This window comes from Nitratireductor sp. ZSWI3 (genome assembly GCF_024655565.1).
In the GTDB taxonomy this organism is placed as follows: Bacteria; Pseudomonadota; Alphaproteobacteria; order Rhizobiales; family Rhizobiaceae; genus Nitratireductor.
Genome location: NZ_JANKOF010000080.1, coordinates 1 through 22999, shown reverse-complemented (window position 1 = coordinate 22999; position 22999 = coordinate 1). Strand labels below are relative to the sequence as shown.

The 22999-nt window shown below is 65.4% G+C and carries 24 protein-coding genes; 13 read left to right on the top strand and 11 right to left on the bottom strand.

The window, feature by feature from the left end; genetic code table 11:
• The first annotated feature begins 152 nt into the window (after nucleotides 1-152).
• The gene (tdh, locus tag NUU27_RS19540) at nucleotides 153-1187 is read left to right on the top strand and encodes an L-threonine 3-dehydrogenase (RefSeq protein ID WP_257763854.1); all 1035 of its coding nucleotides are present in this window, start codon (nucleotides 153-155) and stop codon (nucleotides 1185-1187) included.
• Nucleotides 1188-1191: 4 nt separating this feature from the next.
• Here the strand turns inward: tdh and NUU27_RS19535 are convergent, their stop codons facing one another.
• Nucleotides 1192-1662 carry a MarR family winged helix-turn-helix transcriptional regulator gene (locus tag NUU27_RS19535; protein ID WP_257763852.1) on the bottom strand — a complete coding sequence of 157 codons (471 nt, stop codon included), beginning with the start codon at nucleotides 1660-1662 and terminating at the stop codon, nucleotides 1192-1194.
• 76 nt (nucleotides 1663-1738) lie between these two features.
• Here NUU27_RS19535 and hmgA point away from each other — a divergent pair, with 76 nt between their 5' ends.
• The 7 genes from hmgA (at nucleotide 1739) to NUU27_RS19500 (ending at nucleotide 8366) form a co-directional block, all read left to right on the top strand.
• Complete coding sequence (hmgA, locus tag NUU27_RS19530) at nucleotides 1739-3052, top strand: homogentisate 1,2-dioxygenase (RefSeq protein ID WP_257763851.1); 1314 nt, start codon at nucleotides 1739-1741, stop codon at nucleotides 3050-3052.
• Nucleotides 3049-3924 (top strand): MBL fold metallo-hydrolase, encoded by an 876-nt coding sequence (locus tag NUU27_RS19525; RefSeq protein ID WP_257763850.1) that lies wholly within the window; start codon nucleotides 3049-3051, stop codon nucleotides 3922-3924. The genes hmgA and NUU27_RS19525 overlap by 4 nt, the downstream gene beginning before the upstream one ends.
• 10 nt (nucleotides 3925-3934) lie before the next feature.
• Nucleotides 3935-4954 (top strand): fumarylacetoacetate hydrolase family protein, encoded by a 1020-nt coding sequence (locus NUU27_RS19520; protein ID WP_257763849.1) that lies wholly within the window; start codon nucleotides 3935-3937, stop codon nucleotides 4952-4954.
• Entirely contained in the window at nucleotides 4954-5904 is a 951-nt protein-coding gene (locus NUU27_RS19515; protein ID WP_257763848.1) for an MBL fold metallo-hydrolase, read from the top strand. Before NUU27_RS19520 ends, NUU27_RS19515 begins: the two co-directional genes overlap by 1 nt.
• Nucleotides 5905-5998: 94 nt before the next feature.
• Complete coding sequence (locus NUU27_RS19510; RefSeq protein WP_257763847.1) at nucleotides 5999-6550, top strand: DinB family protein; 552 nt, start codon at nucleotides 5999-6001, stop codon at nucleotides 6548-6550.
• Nucleotides 6550-8172: an FAD-dependent oxidoreductase gene (locus NUU27_RS19505; RefSeq protein ID WP_257763846.1), complete on the top strand. Its 1623-nt coding sequence runs from the start codon at nucleotides 6550-6552 to the stop codon at nucleotides 8170-8172. The genes NUU27_RS19510 and NUU27_RS19505 overlap by 1 nt, the downstream gene beginning before the upstream one ends.
• Nucleotides 8169-8366, top strand: coding sequence for a DUF2783 domain-containing protein (locus NUU27_RS19500; RefSeq protein ID WP_257763845.1), 198 nt, complete (start codon nucleotides 8169-8171; stop codon nucleotides 8364-8366). Before NUU27_RS19505 ends, NUU27_RS19500 begins: the two co-directional genes overlap by 4 nt.
• 213 nt (nucleotides 8367-8579) lie before the next feature.
• On the opposite strand, the gene NUU27_RS19495 is transcribed toward NUU27_RS19500, so the two are convergent.
• The 4 genes from NUU27_RS19495 to hppD all read right to left on the bottom strand — a co-directional run bounded on the left by NUU27_RS19495 (nucleotide 8580) and on the right by hppD (nucleotide 12505).
• A complete protein-coding gene (locus tag NUU27_RS19495) occupies nucleotides 8580-9074 on the bottom strand; it encodes a RidA family protein (protein WP_257763844.1) in 495 nt (164 codons plus the stop codon).
• 78 nt (nucleotides 9075-9152) lie between these two features.
• On the bottom strand, nucleotides 9153-9551 hold the full coding sequence (locus NUU27_RS19490) for a cytochrome c (RefSeq protein WP_257763843.1): 399 nt from the start codon (nucleotides 9549-9551) through the stop codon (nucleotides 9153-9155).
• 29 nt (nucleotides 9552-9580) lie between these two features.
• Complete coding sequence (locus tag NUU27_RS19485; RefSeq protein ID WP_257763842.1) at nucleotides 9581-11146, bottom strand: flavin monoamine oxidase family protein; 1566 nt, start codon at nucleotides 11144-11146, stop codon at nucleotides 9581-9583.
• A gap of 246 nt (nucleotides 11147-11392) precedes the next feature.
• Complete coding sequence (gene hppD / locus NUU27_RS19480) at nucleotides 11393-12505, bottom strand: 4-hydroxyphenylpyruvate dioxygenase (protein WP_257763841.1); 1113 nt, start codon at nucleotides 12503-12505, stop codon at nucleotides 11393-11395.
• A 145-nt stretch (nucleotides 12506-12650) separates the two neighbouring features.
• On the opposite strand from hppD, the gene NUU27_RS19475 reads away from it, so the two are divergent.
• The 4 genes from NUU27_RS19475 (at nucleotide 12651) to NUU27_RS19460 (ending at nucleotide 16452) form a co-directional block, all read left to right on the top strand.
• A complete protein-coding gene (locus NUU27_RS19475; protein ID WP_257763840.1) occupies nucleotides 12651-13118 on the top strand; it encodes an Lrp/AsnC family transcriptional regulator in 468 nt (155 codons plus the stop codon).
• 289 nt (nucleotides 13119-13407) lie between these two features.
• Nucleotides 13408-14457, top strand: a complete 1050-nt coding sequence (locus NUU27_RS19470; protein WP_257763839.1) for a TRAP transporter substrate-binding protein — start codon at nucleotides 13408-13410, stop codon at nucleotides 14455-14457.
• 145 nt (nucleotides 14458-14602) lie between these two features.
• Nucleotides 14603-15133 (top strand): TRAP transporter small permease, encoded by a 531-nt coding sequence (locus NUU27_RS19465; RefSeq protein WP_257763838.1) that lies wholly within the window; start codon nucleotides 14603-14605, stop codon nucleotides 15131-15133.
• On the top strand, nucleotides 15130-16452 hold the full coding sequence (locus NUU27_RS19460; RefSeq protein WP_257763837.1) for a TRAP transporter large permease: 1323 nt from the start codon (nucleotides 15130-15132) through the stop codon (nucleotides 16450-16452). Before NUU27_RS19465 ends, NUU27_RS19460 begins: the two co-directional genes overlap by 4 nt.
• Nucleotides 16453-16483: 31 nt before the next feature.
• Here NUU27_RS19460 and NUU27_RS19455 read toward each other — a convergent pair whose 3' ends face one another.
• From NUU27_RS19455 to NUU27_RS19430, 6 genes are all read right to left on the bottom strand, one after another.
• A complete protein-coding gene (locus NUU27_RS19455; RefSeq protein ID WP_257763836.1) occupies nucleotides 16484-16822 on the bottom strand; it encodes a TIGR01244 family sulfur transferase in 339 nt (112 codons plus the stop codon).
• 69 nt (nucleotides 16823-16891) lie between these two features.
• Nucleotides 16892-18964 carry a 3-hydroxyacyl-CoA dehydrogenase NAD-binding domain-containing protein gene (locus tag NUU27_RS19450; protein WP_257763835.1) on the bottom strand — a complete coding sequence of 691 codons (2073 nt, stop codon included), beginning with the start codon at nucleotides 18962-18964 and terminating at the stop codon, nucleotides 16892-16894.
• 69 nt (nucleotides 18965-19033) lie between these two features.
• Nucleotides 19034-19576: an isoprenylcysteine carboxyl methyltransferase family protein gene (locus tag NUU27_RS19445; RefSeq protein WP_257763834.1), complete on the bottom strand. Its 543-nt coding sequence runs from the start codon at nucleotides 19574-19576 to the stop codon at nucleotides 19034-19036.
• 56 nt (nucleotides 19577-19632) lie between these two features.
• Nucleotides 19633-20418: a 3-oxoadipate enol-lactonase gene (gene pcaD, locus NUU27_RS19440; protein ID WP_257763833.1), complete on the bottom strand. Its 786-nt coding sequence runs from the start codon at nucleotides 20416-20418 to the stop codon at nucleotides 19633-19635.
• Nucleotides 20419-20569: 151 nt separating this feature from the next.
• Nucleotides 20570-20983 carry an OsmC family protein gene (locus NUU27_RS19435; protein WP_257763832.1) on the bottom strand — a complete coding sequence of 138 codons (414 nt, stop codon included), beginning with the start codon at nucleotides 20981-20983 and terminating at the stop codon, nucleotides 20570-20572.
• A 92-nt stretch (nucleotides 20984-21075) separates the two neighbouring features.
• The gene (locus tag NUU27_RS19430; protein WP_257763831.1) at nucleotides 21076-21936 is read right to left on the bottom strand and encodes a 3-keto-5-aminohexanoate cleavage protein; all 861 of its coding nucleotides are present in this window, start codon (nucleotides 21934-21936) and stop codon (nucleotides 21076-21078) included.
• 68 nt (nucleotides 21937-22004) lie between these two features.
• On the opposite strand from NUU27_RS19430, the gene NUU27_RS19425 reads away from it, so the two are divergent.
• On the top strand, nucleotides 22005-22910 hold the full coding sequence (locus tag NUU27_RS19425; RefSeq protein ID WP_257763830.1) for a MurR/RpiR family transcriptional regulator: 906 nt from the start codon (nucleotides 22005-22007) through the stop codon (nucleotides 22908-22910).
• Nucleotides 22911-22999: the final 89 nt, after the last annotated feature.

Here is a 22999-nt window from a genome sequence, read left to right as displayed (position 1 = left end):
CGCCTGCCGGCACCTTCTCCCCGCAAGCGGGGAGAAGGAAGATGGCCGCAACGTGGATGCCTCCCTCTCCCCGCAAGCGGGGAGAGGGTAAGGGTGAGGGGCGGAGCGGCGCTGCCGGTTGTGCAGATATCGTTGGGGAAGGATAGTCGACCATGTCCAACATGATGAAGGCGCTCGTGAAGTCCAAGGCGGAGGAAGGCCTGTGGATGGAACGTGTGCCGGTGCCGGAGATCGGCCCGAACGACGTGCTGATCAAGGTGAAGAAGACCGCCATCTGCGGCACCGACGTTCACATCTGGAACTGGGACGAGTGGGCGCGAAACACGATTCCGGTGCCGCTGGTGACGGGACATGAATTCGTCGGCACGGTGGCGGATGTTGGATCGGCGGTGAGCGAATACCATGTCGGCCAGCGGGTCTCGGGCGAGGGGCACATCGTTTGCGGTCATTGCCGCAACTGCCGCGCCGGCCGCGGCCATCTGTGCCACAACACGCTCGGGGTCGGCGTGCACCGCAACGGCGCCTTCGCCGAATACATCGCCCTGCCGCAACACAATGTGGTGCCGATTCCCGACAACATCCCCGATGAGATCGCCTCCATCTTCGATCCGCTCGGCAACGCCGTGCACACCGCGCTCTCCTTCGACCTCGTCGGCGAGGACGTGCTGGTGACGGGCGCCGGACCGATCGGCATCATGGGCGCGCTGGTGGCCCAGGCGGTGGGAGCGCGCAAGGTGGTGATCACCGACATCAATCCCGAACGGCTGGAACTCGCCCGCAAGCTCGGCGTCCAGCACATCGTCAACGCGGCCGAGGAGACGCTGCCGGAGGTGATGCGTCAGCTCGGCATGACGGAGGGCTTCGATGTCGGGCTGGAGATGTCCGGCGCCGCCCCCGCTTTCCGCGACATGATCGACGCCATGAACAATGGCGGCAAGATTGCCATCCTCGGCATCGCCCCGACCGGTTTCGAGATCGACTGGAACAAGGTCATCTTCAAGATGCTGCATCTGAAGGGCATCTACGGCCGCGAGATGTTCGAGACCTGGTACAAGATGATCGCCCTGGTGCAGACGCGTCTCGACCTGCGCGACATCATCACCCACCGCATCAAGGCCGACGATTTCCGGGAAGGCTTCGCCGCCATGCGCTCCGGCAGCGCCGGCAAGGTGGTGATGAGCTGGTAGCGGTTCAGGCGCGACCCCCGGGGCCTTTCTCATTGTCTTCGAGGAAAAAGGCCTCGAGCCGCTCCAGCCCGTAGTCGAACTCGGCCCAGCGCGCCGCGCCCATCACGCCGGCAAGGCGGGCGGCGAAGGCGTGCGCCAAGGGAACGATCTCGCGATAAGCCTTCTCTCCCGCCGCGGTCAGCGTCAGGTGCTCGATCCTGCGGTCGTCGCCGTCGGTCTCGCGAACCACCCACTTGCGCTTCTCGAGTGCCGCGACCGCCCGCGAGACCTTGGTCTTGTGCATCGACGAATGCCCGCCGATCGCCGTCGCCGTCATGGTGCCGTATTGTCCGAGCGCCGCCAGGGCACGCCATTCGGGACGGGTGAGCCCGAAACGGTCGCGGTAGATTTTCGAAAAGTCCCGGCTGACGGCGTCGGTCAGCCTGTTGAGCCGATACGGCAGGAACTCTTCGAGGCGCAAAACGTCTCCCTTCATGACAGACCCGATCCGTGTTGATAGTTACATTTTCGACCGTTACGAGTGTAACGAACTTCGAACAGGGGAGGAAGACATGACCTTCCAGTACATGCCGGGCTTCGGCAACGACTTTGAAACGGAAAGCCTGCCGGGCGCGCTGCCGCAGGGCCAGAACTCGCCGCAGCGTCCCGCCTATGGGCTCTATGCCGAGCAGCTCTCGGGCTCGCCCTTTACCGCGCCGCGCGGCACCAACGAACGCTCCTGGCTCTACCGCATACGCCCGAGCGTCAAGCACACCGGCCGTTTCAAGTCGGTCAGCTTTGCCGACTGGAAGTCGGCGCCCAATCTCGGCGACCATGAGCTGGCGCTGGGGCAGCTCCGCTGGAACCCGATGCCCATGCCCAATGAGGAGACGGATTTCCTGTCGGGCGTGCGAACGATGACGACGGCCGGCGACGTGCAGGGCCAGGCGGGCATGGCCGCCCATGTCTATGCCTTGAACACCTCGATGGTGGACGACTACTTCTTCAACGCCGACGGCGAGCTCCTGCTGGTGCCGCAGGAAGGCGGGCTGCGGCTGAAGACGGAGATGGGCGTCATCGAGATCCTGCCCGGCGAGATCGCCATCCTGCCGCGTGGCATGATCTTCCAGGTGGAGCTGATGGACGGCCCGGCGCGCGGCTATATGTGCGAGAATTACGGCGCCAAGTTCACTCTGCCGGACCGCGGGCCGATCGGTGCCAACTGCCTCGCCAATCCGCGCGACTTCAAGACACCGACGGCCTGGTACGAGGACAAGGAGAGACCCTGCCGGCTGTTCGTCAAATGGTGCGGTGAGTTCCATGTCACCGAGATCGGTCATTCGCCACTCGACGTGGTCGCCTGGCACGGCAACTACGCACCCTACAAATACGACCTGGCGACCTATTCGCCGGTCGGCGCGATCCTCTTCGATCACCCCGATCCGTCGATCTTCACGGTGCTGACGGCGCCATCGGGCGAGGAAGGCACGGCCAACATCGACTTCGTCATCTTTCCGCCGCGCTGGATGGTGGCCGAGCACACCTTCCGCCCGCCCTGGTATCACCGCAACATCATGAGCGAGTTCATGGGCCTGATCAAAGGCCAGTACGACGCCAAGGAGGAGGGCTTCGTGCCCGGCGGCGTCTCGCTGCACAACATGATGCTGCCGCACGGCCCGGACGCGTTCGGCTTCGACAAGGCCACCAGGGCGGAGCTGAAGCCGGTGAAGCTCGAGGACACCATGGCCTTCATGTTCGAGACGCGTTTCCCGCAGCACCTGACACGCTATGCCGCCGAGACGGAAGCGCTGCAGGACAACTACATCGATTGCTGGCAGGACCTGAAGAAGCGCTTCAACGGGACGCCCGAGGGCGATTGGTCGTGAACGAAAGGCTCGTGCTTCTCGGCACGAAGGGCGGTCCGGCCTTGCGGCCGGGCGGCCCCATGCCGACATCCACTCTGCTGCAGATCGGTGGTCGTTCGGCCGTCATCGATTGCGGGCTCGGCGTGACCCGGGGATTGGTCGACGCCGGCGTGCCGCTGAAGACGCTCGACCTGGTGTTCATCACGCATCTGCACTCGGACCACGTGCTGGAACTGGGTGCTCTGTTGCACACGGCCTGGACCGCCGGCCTGGCGAGCCCGGTGAAGGTGTTCGGCCCTGTCGGCACGAAGGACGTGTGGGCGCATTTCTGCCGCTCGCTCGCCTATGACATCGACATCCGCATCGACGACGAGGGGCGCCCCGACATCCGCACGCTGGTGGAGGTCGTCGAGTTCGGCGAGGGGCTGGTGATGGATGAAGGCGGGCTGACGGTTGACGCGCTGCGGGTCGATCATCCGCCGGTCACCGAGTGCTACGCCCTGCGCTTCTCGCATGGCGGGCGGCGGATCGTCTTTTCCGCCGACACGAATTACTTCCCGCCGCTCGCCGGCTTTGCTGCGAAGGCGGATGTTCTGGTGCACGAGGCGATGCTTTCGGCAGGCGTCGACCGGCTGGTCGCCCGAACCGGAAACGGCGCGCGCCTGAAGGAGCACCTGATGGCGAGCCACACGCTGGCCGAGGACGCCGGACGCATTGCGTCGGAGGCCGGTTGCGCGCATCTTGTGCTCAACCACCTCATTCCGGCCGACGATCCGGATTTCGGACCTGGCGACTGGGAGGCGGTGGTAAGGCGGACCTTCTCCGGCCCGCTCACCATCGGCCGCGACGGCCTTGAACTGCCGCTCGGAAAGAGCTCCGCAGCCCCCGCATGAAGGAACAAGCATGAAACTCGCCACGCTGAAGAACGGAACGCGCGACGGAAGGCTGGTCGTCGTCTCGCGCGACCTGACCCGCTGCACGGACGCCTCGTTCCTGGCGCCGACGCTGCAGGCCGCCCTCGACGACTGGGCTCGCATCGCGCCGCATCTGGCGGCCCTCGCCGAGAGCCTGGAGCACGGCTCCGTACCCTCCGAGCGCTTCCACGAGCACGATGCCATGTCGCCGTTGCCGCGTGCCTATCAGTGGGCGGACGGCTCTGCCTACGTGAACCACGTCGAACTCGTGCGCAAGGCGCGCGGGGCGGAGATGCCCGAAAGCTTCTGGACCGATCCGCTGATGTATCAGGGCGGCTCCGATGCCTTCCTGGGCCCGCGCGATCCGATCGCAATGGCCGACGAGACCTACGGCATAGACATGGAAGGCGAGGTGGCGGTGATCGTCGACGACGTGCCGATGGGCGCGAGCGTGGACGAGGCGCGCGAGGCCATACGCCTGATCATGCTCGTCAACGACGTTTCCCTGCGCGGCCTCATCCCGGCCGAGCTTTCCAAGGGATTCGGCTTCTTCCAGTCGAAGCCGTCCTCGGCCTTCTCACCGGTGGCGGTGACGCCGGACGAACTGGGCGAAGCCTGGGATGGCGGCCGGGTCTTCCTGCCGCTGATCGTCGACTACAACGGCAAGCCTTTCGGCCGCGCGGAAGCGGGCGTCGACATGACCTTCGACTTCCCCACGCTGGTGGCGCACGCGGCCAAGACGCGGCCGCTCTGCGCCGGCGCGATCATCGGTTCGGGCACCGTCTCCAACAAGCTGGACGGCGGCCCGGGCAAGCCGGTGGGCGAGGGCGGCGTCGGCTACTCCTGCATCGCCGAGATCCGCATGATCGAGACGATCAACGACGGCGGGCCGAAGACGCCCTTCATGCGCTTCGGCGACACGGTGCGCATCGAGATGAAGGATGGCGGCGGTCATTCGATCTTCGGCGCCATCGAGCAGACGGTTCAGAAATACGAGAAAGGCGCGTAATGGCCAAGCAATTCGCATCCGCAGGCGATCTGACGGAAAAAAGGATATCCTTCGACGAGATCGGCCGCGACCTGTGGGCTTTCACCGCCGAGGGCGATCCGAATTCCGGCATCATCATCGGCGACGAATCGGTCATGGTGATCGAGGCGCAGGCGACGCCGCGCCTCGCCGAGAAGGTGATCGAGAAGGTGCGTTCCGTCACCGACAAGCCGATCAGCCACCTGGTGCTGACGCATTATCACGCCGTGCGCGTGCTCGGCGCCTCCGCCTACCGGGCGCCGACCGTGATCATGAGCGACAAGGCGCGCGCCATGGTGGTGGAGCGCGGCAAGGAGGACTGGGATTCGGAGTTCGTGCGCTTCCCGCGCCTGTTCCAGGGGCATGAATCGATCCCCGGCCTCACCTGGCCGACGACGACCTTCTCGAGCTCCATGACGGTCTATCTCGGCAAGCGCCGGGTCGACCTGATGTTCCTCGGCCGCGCCCACACGGCCGGCGACATCGTCGCCCATGTGCCGGATGCCAATGTGATGTTCACCGGCGACATCGTCGAATATCACTCGGCCTGCTATTGCGGCGACGGCCATTTCCACGACTGGCCGGCGACGCTGGAGGAGATCCGCGCCTTCGATCTCGACGCCATCGCGCCCGGCCGCGGCGATGCGCTGGTCGGCCAGGACATGGTCAACGAGGCACTGGACCTGACCGGCGACTTCGTCCTGTCGACCTACCAGCCGGTGGCGCGCGTGGCGCAGGGCGGCGGCTCGCTGAAGGAGGCATGGGATGCCTGCCGGGCCGCCTGCGACCCGAAATTCGCCGATTACGCGATCTACGAGCATTGCCTGCCCTTCAACGTCTCGCGCGCCTATGACGAGGCGCTCGGCATCGACACGCCGCGCATCTGGACGGCCGAGCGTGACAAGGCGATGTGGGACGCCCTGCAGGGATGACGGGTGCCCCTGCGGGGCTAAGGGGAGTATCCTGAACCGGGTAGAGAGGTGTGGACCCTGATCCAGGCGGTTCCGGTCAGACAGGAGGAGTGACATGGCCGCGCTCGTTGAACACATGCGCCGCATGGCCGGCAACAACCGGTGGTCCAACGACCGGCTCTACCGGTCCGTGCTGTCTTTGAGACCGGGGGAGTTCGCCGCTGCGCGCACCAGCTTCTTCCCGTCCATCGCCGAGACGCTGAACCACATCCTGGCCATCGACCTTTATTATCTCGATGCGCTGGTGGAGGGCGGCGTCGGCGTGGCCGCCTTCTACGACTTCACCCCCTTCGACGATCCGGCCGCGCTGGCCGAGGCGCAGCGGCTGGAGGACGAGCGTCTGATCGCCTTTTGCGCCGGGCTCAGCGCGGCGGACATGGAGCGCCGCGTGGCGACCGACCGGGGCGAGGCGGGAATCTTCCACGAGCGGATCGATGCGCTCCTGCCCCATCTCTTCCTGCACCAGGTGCATCATCGCGGGCAGGTGCATGCGATGCTCGCGGGAACATCGGTGAAGCCGCCGCAGCTCGACGAGTTCTTCCTCGACTTCGATGCGCCGCTCCGACGCGAGGAAATGAAACGCCTGCAACTGGAAGAGCAACGCTGATGCCGCGCTACGCTTACGAACCATTCCTCTACAGGACGCCGCCGGAGCTCGCCGGCGGTCATATCGGCCAGTACAGGGTGGCGATCGTCGGCGCCGGGCCGGTGGGCCTGGCCGCCGCCATCGATCTTGCCCAACGCGGCGTGCCGGTGGTCGTGCTCGACGACAACGACGTGGTCTCGGTGGGCAGCCGCGCCATCTGCTGGTCGAAGCGCACGCTGGAGATCTTCGACCGGCTCGGCGTCGGTGAGCGGATGGTGGAGAAGGGCGTGACCTGGAAGGTCGGGCGGCTTTTCCACGGCGACCGGGAGGTCTGGAGCTTCGACCTCCTGCCGGAGGAAGGCCACAAGATGCCGGCCTTCATCAATCTGCAGCAATACCATGTCGAGCAATATCTGGTGGAGCGGGCCGCCGACTTCCCGGACCTCATCGATCTGCGCTGGAAGAACAAGGTGACCGCCGTCGAGCAGAAGGGCGGCGACGTACGGCTCGGCGTCGAGACGCCGGACGGTCGATACCAGATGGATGCGGCCTGGGTGCTGGCCTGCGACGGCGCGCGCTCACCGGTGCGCGGCATGCTGGGTCTCGATTTCGAGGGCCAGGTCTTCGAGGAGCGCTTTCTGATCGCCGATGTCGAGCTGAAGGCGGATTTCCCTTCCGAGCGCTGGTTCTGGTTCGAGCCGCCCTTCCACAACGGCCGCTCGGCGCTGCTCCACAAGCAGCCGGACGATATCTACCGCATCGACCTGCAGCTCGGCCCGGATGCCGACCCGGAAGAGGAGAAGAAGCCGGAAAACGTCATCCCGCGCATCAAGAAGGTGATCGGCCACGACCTCTTCGAGCTCGACTGGGTGTCGGTCTACACCTTCCAGTGCCGGCGGCTGGAACGGTTCGTTCACGACCGGGTGATCTTCGCCGGCGACAGTGCGCACATCGTCTCGCCCTTCGGCGCGCGCGGCGGCAATGGCGGCATACAGGATATCGACAATCTCGGCTGGAAGCTGGCGATGGTGGTGCATGGCGAGGCGCCCGCCTCGCTGATCGCGACCTATGACGAGGAGCGCATCCATGGCGCCGACGAGAACATCCTGAACTCGGCGCGCTCGACCTCCTTCATGACGCCGAAGAGCAAGATGGAGCAGATCTTCCGTGACAGCGTGCTCGCTCTTGCCGACGATCACGACTTCGCACGGCGGCTGGTGAATTCCGGCCGCCTCTCCAGGCCCTGCTCGCTGGAGGGCCTTGCGCTGCAGACGCCGGCGCCGCCGCGCGCGCCGCTCGCCTCCGGCCTGGTGATGCCCGACGCGCCGGTCGAGGCCGAGGGGCGCCGGGAGTGGCTCCTGAACCAGGCGGGTGGAGGCTTCGTGCTCATCGCCGTCGATTGCGATCCGCCGATTGGCCTGCCGGCCGGGCTGCACGTGGTGCAGGTGTCGCAGACGGCCGACGGCGAAACCGTGGAGGGGGTTGTGCGATTGGTCGATGTGGACGGCGTGGTCGCCGCCCGCTATGGCGCCGGCCGGCTCTATCTCATCAGGCCGGACCAGCACATCGCCGCCTCGTTCGAGCATCCTGACGCGCACGAGGTGGCGGCCGCCATGAGCCGCGCCATGGGGAGGGAAGGATGACGAGGAAGACGGACATCGGCAGCGACCGGCTGGGTGCTGCGGGCGACGATTTCTATGCGGCGCTGATGGAAGCGCATGAGGGTCTGAGCCTGGAAGGGAGCGCCCGGCTCAACGCCCGCCTGGTGCTGCTGCTCGCCAATCAGGTGGGCAAGCTGGAGACGCTGAAGGCGGCGCTGGCGGCGGCGCGGAAGTAGGGCGGCAGGCCGGGCCGGAAGAGGCGGCGTCTTGGGCCGATGACGGGCTGTTCCGGCATGGACCCTCGGGTCGGGGCCCGAGGGTGACGAATGGCATGGACCATGGTGTCAGTCGGGGATGCCGATGGTTTGCATTCTCGTTCCCACAGTTCGTCATGCCCGGCCGCCGAGCCGGGCATCCATGCCGTGACGGTCGATCCTGACGCGCCGCCCTCAGTCCTTGTCCTCGCGCACGGCGATGGCCTCGATCTCGATCAGCCAGCCGGGATTGGCAAGGCCTGCCACCTGGAACACCGAGCGGGCCGGCAGGTTCGGCTGCGCTTCGGTGCCGAAGAACTCGGTATAGCCCTTCATGAAACCGGCGAAATCCATCGCTTCGCCGTCCTTGGCGACAAGGAAGACCTGCAGCTTCACGATGTCGCCGATGCCCAGATCCATCTCCTTCAGCGTCTTCTCGATCGCCTGCAGGACGGTGCGGGTCTGCTCGGTCATGTCGCCATAGGCTTTAAGGGTGCCGCGCTCGGCATTCTCGTTGACGACGGCGGGAACGGCGCCGCTGAGATAGATCGTCGTCGCATCGTCCGGCACCTCGACGGCGCGGGCGATCGGGAAGTCCGAGCCTGGAATCTTGTGCCGGACGACCGGGTCGGCCTGGGCTGCGCCGGCGAGCAGGACGGCGCCGGTGAGGAGGCTGGCGAGACGGATCATGGAAATCTCCTTTCAAAAATGGAACGTTGAAACCGCGCCGCCCGCGAAGAGACGGCGACGCGGTCGTGTGGTCGAAAATCAGGGCCGCGATGCGGCGACGGACTCTGCCGTCACTTCGCTGGAATAGTCGTTGCCGAAATGCGTCTGGATGTAGCGCACCACATCGGCGATCTGCTGGTCGTCGAGCACCCCGCCGAGCGGCGGCATCGCCTTCTGGCCGTTGAGGATGATGAAGATCGGATATTCGGGGTATTCGAGGTTGGCGTTGCCGGCAAGGGCCGGATAGGCCCCGGCGCCGACGGCACCGGCGCCTTCAGGCATGTGGCAGCCCCGACAGACGGCGTTGTAGACGTTCTCGCCGCCCTCGACCGTGATCTTGGAAGGGTTGTTGAACATGGCGTTGTCTTCCTGCGCCAGTGCCGGCGCGGCAGCCACGGCGGCCAGGGAAGCGATGCATAAGAGGGTTCTGGATCGCATGGGGTTTTCTCCTTTGCGAGGTCGGCCGCTCAGCCGTTGATGACGCGGTCGTGCAGGCGGGAAATGGCATCGAGGCCGGAGAGAAGCGCTCCCTCCTGCCAGGCCGGCAGATAGGAGATGTGCTCGCCCGCCATGAGGATGCGGCCGTCGAATTTCGTCGCCTTCTCGTAGTCGGCTTCCTTGTCTTTCCAGATGCCGTAGCAGCCGAGCACCCAGGGCACGCGGTGCCAGACGACGCTCACGCCGTTCGAGAATTCCTCCTTGTATTGCGGATGGATCATCGCGCCGTATTCGACCGCTCGCTTGATCCGTTCTTCGGGCGGCAGGGCGTTGAACTGATAGGCGTAGGCGCCCCAGCTGTAGCCGCCGAGCAGCACCGCCTTGCCGCTGGAGAAATAACCGGTCGAGGGATAGCTGATGAGCGAGATCGGCAGGTCCGTGTAGGAGATGCCGCCGTAGATGCGCTCGTCTTCTTCCCAGAAGCGGCGGTTGAACTCGAGGCCGAACTTGGCCGAGCCGGCATAGTACATGGAATCGATGATCCCCTTCATCTCGCCGGACAGATTGTTCTCGATCTGGCCGAGGATGGAGAAGGGAATGGTGCAGATGCACCAGTCGGCCGTGGCCTCCTGCGGGCCGCCCTGGCCGCCCGTGTCTTCATAGGTCACGGTGACGCCGCTGTCGTCCTGCTGGATGGAGGTGACCTTCGCATTGTAGCGGATCAGATCCTTGACCTCGCGTTCGAAGGCCTGGGCGATCATGTCCATGCCGCCGACCGGCTGGAAGATGGTCTGCTGATGGTCGATCGTCTCGGCATCGTCCAGCCACTGCCACAGCCGCGACTGCAGGATCTGGCTGGCATCGATCGGCTCGGAGGGGATGGGCGCTGCCCCGGCGCCGCCGCCCGGCCATTTCTGGTAACCGCGGAAGTCGCTTGTGTGCTCGCTCTTCACATAGGCGAAGTCCTTGTCGAGCGCGCCATAGAGGCGCAGCGATTCGAGCAGCATCTCCTTGTCTTCCTCGCTGACCATCTCGTCGAGCTTGCCCTGGTTGGCCGCCTTGGCGAGGAGTTCGGAGGTCTGGCCGCGATAATCGGCCGCGATGTCGCGAAAGCGCTGTGGCTTGCCGTCGAAGGCTGCGGTGGAGTGGAGATAGGCGTTGTGGTTCTTCTGGATGAAGGGCTCGAGCGTGACGCCGAGGCGCTTGCAGTAGTCGAGGACGGCGTGGTGGTGGTGCGGGATGCGCCAGGGGCCGGGATTTAAGTAGTTGCCCTCCGAGAACTTGACGTCCTGCTTGAAGCCGCCGAGTTCGGTGTAGCTGTCGCCGCCCCGTAAGGTCCAGCAGCGCCCGCCCGCCTTCTCGCGGTATTCGAGCACCTCGACCGTGTAGCCGGCTGCCCGCAGCTCGAGCGCCGCGACCATGCCGGCGAGGCCCGCACCGAGGACGAGCACCTTCGCCCCCTTGGGGTCGCCGTCCAGCTTGACGGGACCCTGATAGGTCGATTCCTGCGCGTGTCCGAGCGTCGTCATTGCCTGATAGAGTGCAGCGCTTCCGGCTGTCGCCCCGATCATCGTCAACAGATCGCGGCGAGACATTTGTCCAAACGTCCGTTGCATCGTGTTCCACTCCTTTGGGTATTGCTTGCAGCCCATCATCGCCCCGGCGGTGCCGACGATAAAGATCATGGTCAGTAAAAGTTTTGATCCATCTCTTATTGCTGCTTGATCCAGTCAGAGAGACACAATCTGATCTTGAAAATCCGGTTGGAAGCGCAGAAAAACAAAATAAAAGGCCGCACGAGGCGGCCTTTCCGGAATTGCGGACGGCAATTCTCCGCGTGATTATTCGGCGGCATCCACCTTGATGACGCCGCGCCGGATCTGGTCTTCCTCGATGGATTCGAAGAGGGCGCGGAAATTGCCTTCGCCGAATCCCTCGTCGCCTTTCCGCTGGATGAACTCGAAGAAGATCGGGCCGATGACGGTCTTGGAGAAGATCTGCAGCAGGATCTTCGTCATGCCGCCGTTCACAACGCCCTCGCCATCGATCAGGATGCCGTGCTTCTTCATCCGGTCGAGCGGCTCGTCATGGCCGTGGACGCGTTCGCGGCTCATCTCGTAATAGGTGTCGGGCGGACCGGGCATGAATTTGAGCCCGTTGTCCGCCAGCCTGTCGGTGGCGTCGTAGATCCCTTCGGTGCCGACGGCGATGTGCTGGATGCCTTCGCCGTTGTATTTCTTCAGATACTCCACGATCTGGCTCGTCTCGTCCTTCGATTCGTTGAGCGGGATGCGGATCTTGCCGCAGGGGCTGGTGATCGCCCGGCTGACGAGGCCTGTGATGCGGCCGTCGATGTCGAAGTAATGGATCTGCGTGAAGCCGAAGAGATCGCGGTAGAAGGCCCACCACTTGTCCATATTGCCGCGATAGACGTTATGGGTGAGGTGGTCGAGATAGTAGAACCCGACGCCCTCGGGCCGCGGATTCTTCTTGCCGACCCACTCGAACTCGGCGTCGTAGGGCGACCCCTTCGCCCCGTAGGTGTCGACGAAATAGATGAGGGAGCCGCCGATGCCGACGATGGCCGGCACGTCGAGGGTCTTGTCGGCGCCCGTATAGGGCTCGGCGCCGCGCGAGACGGCATGCTCCAGGGCATGGTTGGCGTCGACCACGCGCCAGGCCATGGACGGGGCGCAGGGGCCGTGCTTGTCGACGAAGCGCATGGCATGGCTGCCGGGCTCGGCATTGACGATGTAGTTGATGTCGCCCTGGCGCCAGACGGAAATCTTCTTCGCCCTGTGGCGGGCGACCTCGCTGTAGCCCATCTTGGCGAACAGCTCGGCCAGTTTCTCCGGTTCGGGGTGCGCAAACTCGACGAACTCGAAGCCGTCCGTGCCGGCGGGATTGTCGTCGGTGATCTTGGCGGGGGGCGCGTCGTGCGGGAACGGACCCATGGTTCAACTCCTCCTGTTCTGGAATGTCGTGGCGCGTCTCGGCGACCTGCGCATATTTTAGGCCCTCGGCTGCGCAAGCTGCTTGCATTATGGGGCATGTTTTGTGCTAAATGTGCGAGCTTCGTGCAGAAATAAGGAGAATTGCATGGCAGAGGCACGCCTGGATGGATATGACCGCAAGATACTGTCGTTGCTGCAGGCGGATGCGCGGCACACCAACAACGACCTTTCGGAACGTGTGAACCTTTCGCCCTCGCAATGTTCGCGTCGTCGTCAGCGGCTGGAAGAAGAGGGGTATATCCGCGGCTACGCCGCCGTGCTCGACCGCGACCGGCTCGGCTTTCCTCTGGTCAACATCATCACCGTGACGCTCGCCACCCACAATCCGGACAATGCCCGCCGTTTCGGCGAATTGCTGGCGCGTCTGCCCGAGGTGCAGGAGGCGCACGCCCTGACCGGCGAGATGGATTACATCCTCAAGGTCGTCACCCCGGACCTGAAGTCCCTGTCGGCGTTCGTCAACGGCGTGCTCCTGCCGCATGAATCCGTACAGCATGTGAAAAGCGCCATCGTTCTGGAGACCTTGAAGGAAACCGGGGCCCTGCCGCTCTGATCCGGCATCGTGTTACGAAGATTTCCCAACACGCCTCTTTATTGTTACACGATTTTCGTTAAAGTCGCGGCTGGACGTGAGCCGGGGTTCCGGAGGATACTTGGCCGCATACGACGCCTTGCATCCTGCGGGAATGCCGTGGAGCGCCGCAAGTCATTGACGTTCCGGTCTTCGACCGGTGCGCGAGGCATCGGACCAAAGGGTTGGGAACCGGCTGGGCAATCCGATGCGAGGTTGGAGGAAAGGGCGCTGTGCAGGCGCCGACGCTCATGCAATCGGGAGGAAAAGCATGAAATCATTTTCCGTGAGAAAACTGGCTTTGGCTGCCGCCGTGGCGGCGGGCGGACTGATCGCCGCGACGGCCTCGTCGCTCGCCCAGGAGGTGACGCTCCGGCTGCATCAGTTCCTGCCGCCGCAGGCCAATGTGCCGAAGCTGGTGCTCGACCCGTGGGCCGACAAGATCGAGCAGGAATCGGGTGGCCGCATCAAGATCGAGCGCTACCCTGCCATGCAACTCGGCGGCACGCCGCCGCAGCTCTACGACCAGGCGCGCGACGGTGTCGTGGACATCGTCTGGACGCTGCCGGGGTCCAATCCGGGCCGCTTTCCCTCGACGGAGGTTTTCGAGCTTCCCTTCATGATGACCAATGCCGAGGCCACCTCGCGCGCCTATTGGGATCTGTTCGAGAAGCACATGAAGGATACGGAGTTCAAGGACACCCATGTGCTGGGCGTGTGGGTCCATGGTCCGGGCATGCTCCACTCGAAACAGCCCATCGAGACGCTTGGCGATCTGAAGGGCATGAAGATCCGTGCGCCCACGCGCATCATCAACCAGCTCCTGGGCCAACTCGGTGCGACGCCGGTCGGCATGCCGGTGCCGCAGATCACCGAGGCCCTCTCCAAGGGCGTGATCGACGGCTGCGTCATTCCCTGGGAGGTGACGCCTGCCCTGAAGGTGCCTGAGCTGGTCTCCAATCACACCGAGTTCGGCGGCGACCACGCGCTCTACACGACGACCTTCGTGCTGGCCATGAACAAGGCCAAATACGACAGCCTGCCCGACGACCTGAAGAAGGTGATCGACGACAATTCCGGCCAGGAATTCGCCGCCTTCGCCGGGCGCACCCAGGCCGGGGCGGACGGCCCGAGCCGGCAGATCGCCGTCGACCGCGGCAACAACATCATCGAGATCAGCGCTGAGGATACGGAGGCGTGGAAAACGGCCGCGCAGCCGGTCTACGACCAGTGGATCGCGGAGATGAAGGGCAAGGGCATCGACGGCCAGATGCTCATCGACGAGGCTCGCGCGCTGATCGACGAGTACACCAGCAAGTAAGGCCGTCTTCGACGGTGGAAGCGGGGCGGGCTGTCGGGTCCGCCCCTTTTTCGCAGCTTGCGCTGAACCCGGCCGCTGGCTAACGTTTTTGCGCCCGGCCGCAGGAAACAACAATGAGCGGGAACGCAGTGGGACGGGAAGGGGCATGAAACCATCGAGCATCATCGTCTGGCTGGCGCGGGCGCTGGCCATCCTGGGCGGCATCGTCCTGGCGGCGGTCGTCGTCATGACGGTTGCCAGCATCAGCGGTCGCGCCTTCACGCGCTTCGGCCTCGGGCCGGTGCCGGGCGATTTCGAGCTGGTGCAGGCCGGCGTCGGCTTCTCGGTTTTCGCGTTCCTGCCCTGGTGCCAGTTGAACCGGGGACACGCCACGGTGGACATCGTGACCGCCTTCTTTTCCAACCGCGCCAATCACATCATCGACCTCTTGACCGAAATCCTGATGACGGTCGTCCTCGGCCTGATCGCCTGGCAGCTCTATTACGGGATGCGGGACAAGCTCGCCTATGGTGAAACCAGCTTCATCCTTCAGTTTCCCATGTGGTGGCCCTATGCGGCCTGTTTCGTCGCCTCCGTCGTCGCAACCATGGTCTCGGCCTATATGATCACCGTGCGTTTTCATGAACTCAGAGCCGGCACGCCCATGCCAGAACTCGGCCAGGGGAGCGTTCATTGACCAATTTCGAACTCGGCCTCTGGTCTTTTCCGCTGCTGCTCCTTCTCATCTTCCTGCGCCTGCCGATCGGGCTGGCCATGCTTCTGTGCGGGCTGGGCGGCAGCTGGCTGATCTTCGGCAGCGTCATGCCGGTGCTCGCCAAGCTGAAGAACGAGACCTATTCCACCTTTTCCGCCTATTCGCTGACCATCGTGCCGCTGTTCCTGCTGATGGGCCAGTTCGCCGCCCTCGGCGGCATGTCGCGGGCGCTGTTCAAGGCGGCCGAAACCTGGATGGGCCACCGGCGCGGCGGCGTCGCCATGGCGGCGGTCGGCGCCTGCGCCGGCTTTGGCGCCATCTGCGGCTCGTCACTGGCGACGGCGGCCACGATGAGCCAGGTGGCGCTGCCGGAACTGCGCCGCTACGGCTATTCAGGAGCGCTCGCCACCGGCACGTTGGCCGCCGGCGGCACGCTCGGCATCCTGATCCCGCCCTCGGTGATCCTCGTCATCTATGCCATCCTGACCGAGCAGAACATCGCCAAGCTGTTCGTCGCGGCCTTCATTCCCGGCATCCTGGCGGCCGCCGGCTACATGATCGCCATCTCCGTCTATGTGCGGCTGTGGCCGGAGTCTGCCGGGCAGCGCGAGCGCGCGCCCTATCCGGAGCGCCTGCGCGCGCTGATCGACGTGTGGCCGGTTCTGGTGGTGTTCCTGGCGGTGGTGGGCGGCATCTATCTCGGCGTCTTCACGCCGACGGAGGGCGCCGCCGTGGGGGCGGCAGGCACCGGCATCATCGCGCTGGTGAACGGCGGGCTGACGCGCGAGACCTTCGTCCAGTCGGTGCTGGCGACGGCAACGGCAACGGCGATGATCTTCTTCATCGTGCTCGGCGCCGGCTTCTACAACTCGTTCCTGGCGCTGGCGCAGGTGCCGCAGCAGATGGCCGCCTTCGTCAGCGAGCAGGGTTACAATCCGTGGATGGTCCTGACGCTGATCCTGGTGCTCTACCTGGTGTTCGGCTGCGTCATGGACTCGCTGTCGATGATCCTTTTGACGATCCCGATCTTCTTCCCGATCGTCACGGTGCTGGATTTCGGCCTGGGCGCCGAGGAATTCGCCATCTGGTTCGGCATTCTGGTGCTGATCGTCGTCGAGGTGGGGCTGATCACGCCACCGGTGGGCATGAACCTGTTCGTGCTCAATTCGATGGCCAAGGACACGCCGATCGCCGCCACCTACCGCGGCGTGACGCCGTTCATCCTGAGCGACATCATCCGCGTGGTGCTTCTGACGGTCTTCCCGGCGATCTCGCTGGTGATGTTGCGGTGGCTTTACTGAGGATGGTGCTGCCTTCTTGGCAGACTTGGTCCTAAAGCCCGCGCTCGCGGATGATGCCGTAGAGATTGGCCGAGCGGGCGCCGCTGCGGCAATAGGCGAAGACGGGGCCGGGAAGCTCCTTCAGGGCGGCCGCCATGTCGGTCACGTCTTCCATCGTCATGGCGCCGCTCACCACCGGCACGTGGCGGAAGGAAAGCCCCTCTGCCTCGGCCGCGCGGGCGATCGCCTGGGCCTCGGGCTGGCCGGCTTCCTCGCCGTCCGGGCGGTTGCAGATGATGCTTCGGAAACCCGCCGCCTTCACCTTGGCGACCTCGTCGGCGGTGATCTGCGGGGAAACGGCGTAGTCGTCTGCGATCTGGCGAATGTCCATTCTGTGCGTTCCGCTTTTTCTTTGCGTTCAGGGGCAATGTAGGGACGGCGGGCTTTCTATGCGAGGCCTCTAAGCGAGGGAGGAGAAGCCGCCGCCCGTCAGGGCGAGCTGTCGCAGGAGCGGCGCCGGCTTGAACACCTCCTTGCCGGTCACCCCGTGCCAATGCTCGAGCCGGTCGACGATCCTGTCGATGCCATGGCGCTCGGCCCAGAACATCGGTCCGCCCTTGGCGACGGGGAAGCCGTAGCCGTTGACCCACACCACGTCGATGTCGGAGGCGCGGGCGGCGATGCCTTCCTCGATGATCCTCGCGCCCTCGTTGATCATCGGATAGAGCGTGCGCTCGGTGATCTCCTCGGCGCCGACGGCGCGGCGCTCGATGCCGAGCTCCGCCGCCTTGCGCTCGATCAGTTCGGTGACGAAGGGATCGGGCTTCGGCGCGCGCGAGCCGTCCTCGTAGAGATAGAAGCCGCGGCCCGCCTTCTGGCCGAAACGGCCCGCCTCGCACAGCGTGTCGGCGATCGGGGCGGAAAGCCCGAGCGACTGGCGATGCTTCCAGCTGATGTCGAGACCGGCAAGGTCGACCATCTGGAACGGTCCCATCGGCCAGCCGAAATCGGTGAAGACCTTGTCGACCTGTTCGGGTGTCGCGCCGGACAGGAGCAGGTCCTCGTTCTCATCGCGCCGGGCCGCCAGCATGCGGTTGCCGACGAAACCGTTGCACACCCCCACCACGACCGGCACCTTGCCGATGGCGCGGGCAAGCGCCAGCGCGGTGGCCAGCACGTCGGCGGCGGTGCGCTCGCCGCGGACGATCTCGAGCAGCCGCATGACATGGGCGGGCGAGAAGAAGTGGAGGCCGACGACATCCTGCGGCCGCTCCGTGGTGGCGGCGATCTCGTTCAGGTCGAGATAGGAGGTGTTGGAGGCAAGCACGGCGCCAGGCTTCATCACCCTGTCGAGCGCGCTGAACACCTGGCGCTTGACACCCATCTCCTCGAACACCGCCTCGATGACGATGTCGCAGTCGGCAAGCGCCGCATAATCGGTGGTGCCGGAGATGCGGGAAAGCCGCGCCTCCTTCTCCGCAGCGCTGATGGAGCCGCGCGTCACGGAGCCGGAATAGATCTTCTCGACCTGGCCGAGGCCGCGCGCCAGCGCCTCTTCGTTCATCTCCAGAACGATGACGGAGATGCCGCCATTGGCGAGCGCCATGGCGATGCCGCCGCCCATCGTGCCGGCACCGATGACGCCGGCTTTGCGAATCGGACGCGGCTCGACGTCGCGGCCGACGCCCGCAACCTTGGTCGCCTCGCGGGTGGCGAAGAAGAGATGGCGCTGGGCCGCCGATTCGGTGCTGTCGCGCCGCTCGATGAAGATGTCGCGCTCGCGGGCAAGGGCATCGTCGAACGGCATGGTGATGGCGTTGCGAACGGCCTCGGCCACCTTCAGGGGCGCGGTGAGGCCGCGCGCCTTCTTGGTCGCTTCCGCGACGGCTGCGTCGAAGGCGTCGAGATCGACGGCGAGCTTTTCCGCGCGCTCGCGGATGTGCGGGTAGGGCCCACCTTGGGCCACCTTCTCTCTGGCAAACGCGATCGCCTCGGCGCGCAGGTCGCCCTCGGCGAGGCGGTCGACTGCGCCCAGCGCCAGTGCTTTTTCCATGCCGATGGGCTTGCCGGAAACGATCATGCCGAGCGCCGCCTCGGGACCGATGAGGCGCGGCAGGCGCACCGTGCCGCCGGCGCCGGGGATGAGGCCGAGATTGACTTCGGGCAGGCCGACCTTGGCCGACTTCTCGGCAACGCGATAGTGGCAGCCGAGCGCTAGCTCGAAACCGCCGCCGAGCGCTGTGCCATGGATGGCGGCGACGGTCGGCTTGTCGATGCTTTCCAGAAGAGCGATCAGGTCCGGCAGGCTCGGCTCGAGCGGCGGCTTGCCGAACTCTGAAATGTCGGCGCCGGCGATGAAGGTGCGCCCGGCGCAGGCGATCACGACGGCCTCGACCGCCTCATCATCCCTGGCCTTTTCCAGGGCCGCGAAGAGAGGCGCCCGCAAAGCATGGCCGAGCGCGTTGACCGGCGGATTGTCCAGAACGATGAGGGCGACGCCGTTTTCCAGCGTGAACGAGACGGTATCGGACAATGGTCACTCCCTAACACTGCGATGGCCGCAAACCGTTTCGCATATTTGCGGGGCCTGCATAAGCCCCCATCACGCCGCATGCTGCCCGTAGTCGGGAAACGCCTGTCGCATCGCTGCCTCCTCCTGGCGGATGCGCAGGACCAGCGAGACGAGATAGACCGGCAACCCGACGAGAAGCGTCCGGTAGGCGCCGAGCGCCAGTGCGAAGCCGATCAGCTCCGGCACGATGTTGAGGACGTAGTTGGGATGGCGGACCCATCTGAACGGGCCGCTGGCGACGAGCCGGTGATTGGTGGCGATGATGATCTTGACGGTCCACAGCGGCCCGAGCGCGCGGATGACCAGCACCAGCATGAGCGCCGCGAAGAGATAAAGGGCGAACCCGAAGATCTGGATGGAGGAGAGGGGAGCCTTGTCCGCAAGACTCCATTCAAGGATGGCGCAGACATAGAAGGCGACGTGCAGCAAAGCCAGGACGATGCTGTTGACGGCGCCGTATTCGCGCGCGCCTTCGGCCTTCAGCCGGCGTTCGTGACGGATGGAGATGCCGAGTGTGGCGAAGCGGAAGGCGAACGCCAGGCAGATAAAGACGATCATGAAAGTGGGTGACATGAAAATATCCCGCTGAAAATCGAGGGAAAAAAGCTGAAAAAGAGGGTCGGCGATTATCAGGCGCGGCCTAGAAAATCCGCGATCAGGCCGGCGGTGATGGCGGGTTGCTCGATGCATGGCAGGTGGCCGGCATCCTTGACCACCTCATATTCGGCGCCGTCGATCAGGTCGGCGAGCTGCCGCACGAGATCGGGCGGCGTCGCGCCGTCATGGTCGCCGACGATGCACAGGGCAGGCAGCTTCAAGGCGCGGGTGGATTCGGTGAGGTCGGCATCGCGCAGCGCCGCGCAGGTGCCGGCATAGCCGTCGACGGTGGTGCGTGTCAGCATGGCCGTATAGCCGACGAAATCGGCATTGTCCGGCGACCGGTAGGCGGGCGTGAACCAGCGCTGCAGGATGCCGTCGGCGATGGCGGCGATGCCTTCGGCATTCACCGCTTCGATGCGGCTGTTCCACAGGTCGTCGGTGCCGATCCTGTGCGCCGTGTCGCACAGCACGAGAGCCGTGACGAGGTCGGGCCTGAGCGTCGCCAGCCCCTGGGCGATCATGCCGCCGACGGACAGGCCGACCACCGCCGCGCGCGCGATGCCGAGATGGTCGAGCAGCGCGGCGAGATCGTCGACGTGGTCGGTCATCGCATAGGGCTGCGACGTGGCCTCGGAGAGCCCGTGGCCGCGCTTGTCGTAGAGGACGATGCGGTGGTCCCGTTCGAGCCGGGCCGCGACCGCGCTCCAGATGCGGAAATCGGTGCCCAGCGAATTGGAGAAGACCAGGGCCGGCTTGTCCGCCGCACCACGGACCTCGTGGTGAAGGACGACGCCGTTCACGCGTGCGAAAGCCATAGCCTGCCTCCCTTAGACCGATTTGTTTTTCCGCATTTATGCGGACGTCAGGTGATTCCACCTGACTGCAAAATGCACTAGCCTGTCGCTGTGCGTCCTCTGTATGGGAGAAGCGTGCGGCGCCGTCAATCGGCTTTGCCCGGGTCGGGCGTCACCCAGCCATGTGCATGTCGAGGGGGCCGTTGAGCGAGTTGCTGACCGTGCAGCGCGCCTTGGCGCGTTTGATCAGCTCGGCGCACTGCGCCTCCTCCGGCACGATGTCCAGCGAGACGAGGGCCGTGTAGCTGCCGACGCGGTCGGGCAAGTCCTCGGCCTTTTTCCCGCTCACCTCGACCGAAACGGTGCCGACGTCGATCTTCATCTCCTGGGCCGCGTGATGGAAGGAGAGGGCCAGGCACGCGCCGAGCGCCGAAACCATGAAGTCCACCGGCGACCCCGCATCTTCGATGCTGGGCGAGGTGATGGACACGGTCTGCTTCGGCGCGGTCTCAACGCGGACGATCTTGCCCGGGCCGATCGCCGTGGTGAACGGACCGTAGGTTTTCGGTTTGATGCGGATGGCCATGGGAAACTCCTGAAGTTGCTCAACGACATTTAGTGATGTCGTGGGAAGACGTCCACCGCCGCCGGCGATTGGACGAGGCCCCTGGCGGGTGATCACTGTCCGCGCGCCGGCGCGCCAAGGCCCCAGCAGGCGCGCAGGCCGTCGGCGGTCTCGATCTCCATGCCGAGGCCCGCGAGCGCAACGCCGACGCCGGAGACGATCGCCGCATTGTCGTGGGCGATGCTGCCGTCGGCGAGGAAGAAGTTGTTCTCGAAACCGACCCGCGCGTGGCCGCCGAGAAGGCCGCAGGCCGTCACGCAGCCCGCCTCGCGCGCGCCGAAGGCGCAGACCATGAAATGGGAGAAGCGCGGCATGGCGCCGTCGAGAAAGGGGAGGAGGTCGGCGGGAGCCGAGCGCTGTCCTTCCGTATAGCGGCCGAGAACATAGAGCACCGGCACATCGGGGAAGGGGACAAGCCCGCGCGCCATCATGGCCTTGAGCTGCAGCGCCTCGTCCGGGTGATAGAGGATGATCTGCGGAGCGATGTTCTCCTGCCGCATGAAGGACAGGAAGCGCGAGAACTCCACCTCGTGCGAGGCATCCGGCACGAGTTCGCGCAGGGCCAGCGAGGCGGCCTCCGGACGCACCGCGCGCACCACCTCCATCTGCTCGCGCGCCGCGTAGCGCCCCACGGCCTCCGTGGTGATCTGCACCACCAGCCGCTCGCCGACCGCCTGCCTGATGGCGGCGATGGCCTGACGGTAGGCATCGGCGTCGAGGGTGTGACGGCCCTCGGCGTCGCGCACGTGAAAATGGATCATCGCCGCACCCGCATCGAGGCAGGCGGCGGCCGTCTCGGCCAATTCCGCCGCCGATTGCGGCAGAGCCGGGTGATCCGTCTTCGTGCGCCGGCCGCCATTGGGTGCGACGGCGATGGCGACGCGATGCGCGGTTTCGCTCACGAAATCCTCCATACGTAGCATTGAATAATATAATGCAACATTTGTTGCATATCCATGGCACTGCGTCTAGGATGCATTTCATGGACCGCGCCGCTCTCGCAGACCGCATCACCCGTTCCTTCGACCAGTTGCCCGGTCAATTGGGAGCGGCGGCCCGCTACGTGCTCGACAATCCCGGCGACGTGGCGCTGCTTTCGATGCGTGAGCAGGCGCGCCGCGCCGGCGTCCAGCCCTGGACCATGACCAGGCTCGCCAAGCGGCTCGGTTTCGAGGGCTACGAGGAACTGCGCCAACTGCACGGCGCGGCGCTGAAGGAACAGGCGCTCGGCTTCTCCGGCAAGGCGGGTGCGCAGGTGGCCCGCCAGAAGGAGGGCGGCAGCCATGCGCTGGCGCGCGACATCGCCGCCGCCGGTGCCGCCCAGGTGGCGGCGCTCGCCGAGCCGGAGACGCTGGAAACGCTGGTGGCCGCTGCCCGGACGATGGCGGATGCGAGGCGCATCTACTGTTTCGGCCTGAGGTCGAGCCATGCCGTGGCGGCGCATTTCGCCTATGCGATGTCCTTCCTGGGCGAGAAGGCGGTTCTGCTCGACTTCGGAGCCGGCACGGGGCTCGACGCCCTGCGCCACGCCCAGGCGGGCGATGTGTTCTTCGTCACGACGGTCGCGCCTTATACGCGTGCCAGCATCGAGGCGGCCGAGCACGCCAGATCGCTCGGGCTGACGGTCGTCGCGCTCACCGACAGTCCCGTTTCGCCGATTGCCGCCCTTGCCGATCACGTGATCCTGGCGGCGACCGAAAGCCCGTCCTTCCTGCACACCATGACGCCGGCCTTCGCCGCCGCCGAGATTCTCGCGGCGCTCGTGGCCGGGGCGGGCGGGGAGGCGGCGCTGGCTGCCATCGGCCGTGCCGAAAAACAGCTCTCCACCCTGAAGATCCACCTCCTGCAACCCGCGCCGCGCGCGCACCTTTTCGGAAAATCGAGATGACGCACATTCTGCATCGCCAGATCCATGCAACCCTGCCCGTCGCCGTCGGCGGCCGCGGCGTCGAACTCTTCGACGCCGCGGGCAAGGCC

What these genes read in the sequence shown, in the direction of transcription:
- tdh (WP_257763854.1), top strand. Translation starts at nt 153, where the DNA reads ATGTCCAACATGATGAAGGCGCTCGTGAAGTCCAAGGCGGAGGAAGGC.
- NUU27_RS19535 (WP_257763852.1), bottom strand. Translation starts at nt 1,662, where the DNA reads ATGAAGGGAGACGTTTTGCGCCTCGAAGAGTTCCTGCCGTATCGGCTC.
- hmgA (WP_257763851.1), top strand. Translation starts at nt 1,739, where the DNA reads ATGACCTTCCAGTACATGCCGGGCTTCGGCAACGACTTTGAAACGGAA.
- NUU27_RS19520 (WP_257763849.1), top strand. Translation starts at nt 3,935, where the DNA reads ATGAAACTCGCCACGCTGAAGAACGGAACGCGCGACGGAAGGCTGGTC.
- NUU27_RS19515 (WP_257763848.1), top strand. Translation starts at nt 4,954, where the DNA reads ATGGCCAAGCAATTCGCATCCGCAGGCGATCTGACGGAAAAAAGGATA.
- NUU27_RS19510 (WP_257763847.1), top strand. Translation starts at nt 5,999, where the DNA reads ATGGCCGCGCTCGTTGAACACATGCGCCGCATGGCCGGCAACAACCGG.
- NUU27_RS19505 (WP_257763846.1), top strand. Translation starts at nt 6,550, where the DNA reads ATGCCGCGCTACGCTTACGAACCATTCCTCTACAGGACGCCGCCGGAG.
- NUU27_RS19500 (WP_257763845.1), top strand. Translation starts at nt 8,169, where the DNA reads ATGACGAGGAAGACGGACATCGGCAGCGACCGGCTGGGTGCTGCGGGC.
- NUU27_RS19495 (WP_257763844.1), bottom strand. Translation starts at nt 9,074, where the DNA reads ATGATCCGTCTCGCCAGCCTCCTCACCGGCGCCGTCCTGCTCGCCGGC.
- NUU27_RS19490 (WP_257763843.1), bottom strand. Translation starts at nt 9,551, where the DNA reads ATGCGATCCAGAACCCTCTTATGCATCGCTTCCCTGGCCGCCGTGGCT.
- NUU27_RS19485 (WP_257763842.1), bottom strand. Translation starts at nt 11,146, where the DNA reads ATGTCTCGCCGCGATCTGTTGACGATGATCGGGGCGACAGCCGGAAGC.
- hppD (WP_257763841.1), bottom strand. Translation starts at nt 12,505, where the DNA reads ATGGGTCCGTTCCCGCACGACGCGCCCCCCGCCAAGATCACCGACGAC.
- NUU27_RS19475 (WP_257763840.1), top strand. Translation starts at nt 12,651, where the DNA reads ATGGCAGAGGCACGCCTGGATGGATATGACCGCAAGATACTGTCGTTG.
- NUU27_RS19470 (WP_257763839.1), top strand. Translation starts at nt 13,408, where the DNA reads ATGAAATCATTTTCCGTGAGAAAACTGGCTTTGGCTGCCGCCGTGGCG.
- NUU27_RS19465 (WP_257763838.1), top strand. Translation starts at nt 14,603, where the DNA reads ATGAAACCATCGAGCATCATCGTCTGGCTGGCGCGGGCGCTGGCCATC.
- NUU27_RS19455 (WP_257763836.1), bottom strand. Translation starts at nt 16,822, where the DNA reads ATGGACATTCGCCAGATCGCAGACGACTACGCCGTTTCCCCGCAGATC.
- NUU27_RS19445 (WP_257763834.1), bottom strand. Translation starts at nt 19,576, where the DNA reads ATGTCACCCACTTTCATGATCGTCTTTATCTGCCTGGCGTTCGCCTTC.
- pcaD (WP_257763833.1), bottom strand. Translation starts at nt 20,418, where the DNA reads ATGGCTTTCGCACGCGTGAACGGCGTCGTCCTTCACCACGAGGTCCGT.
- NUU27_RS19435 (WP_257763832.1), bottom strand. Translation starts at nt 20,983, where the DNA reads ATGGCCATCCGCATCAAACCGAAAACCTACGGTCCGTTCACCACGGCG.
- NUU27_RS19430 (WP_257763831.1), bottom strand. Translation starts at nt 21,936, where the DNA reads ATGGAGGATTTCGTGAGCGAAACCGCGCATCGCGTCGCCATCGCCGTC.
- NUU27_RS19425 (WP_257763830.1), top strand. Translation starts at nt 22,005, where the DNA reads ATGGACCGCGCCGCTCTCGCAGACCGCATCACCCGTTCCTTCGACCAG.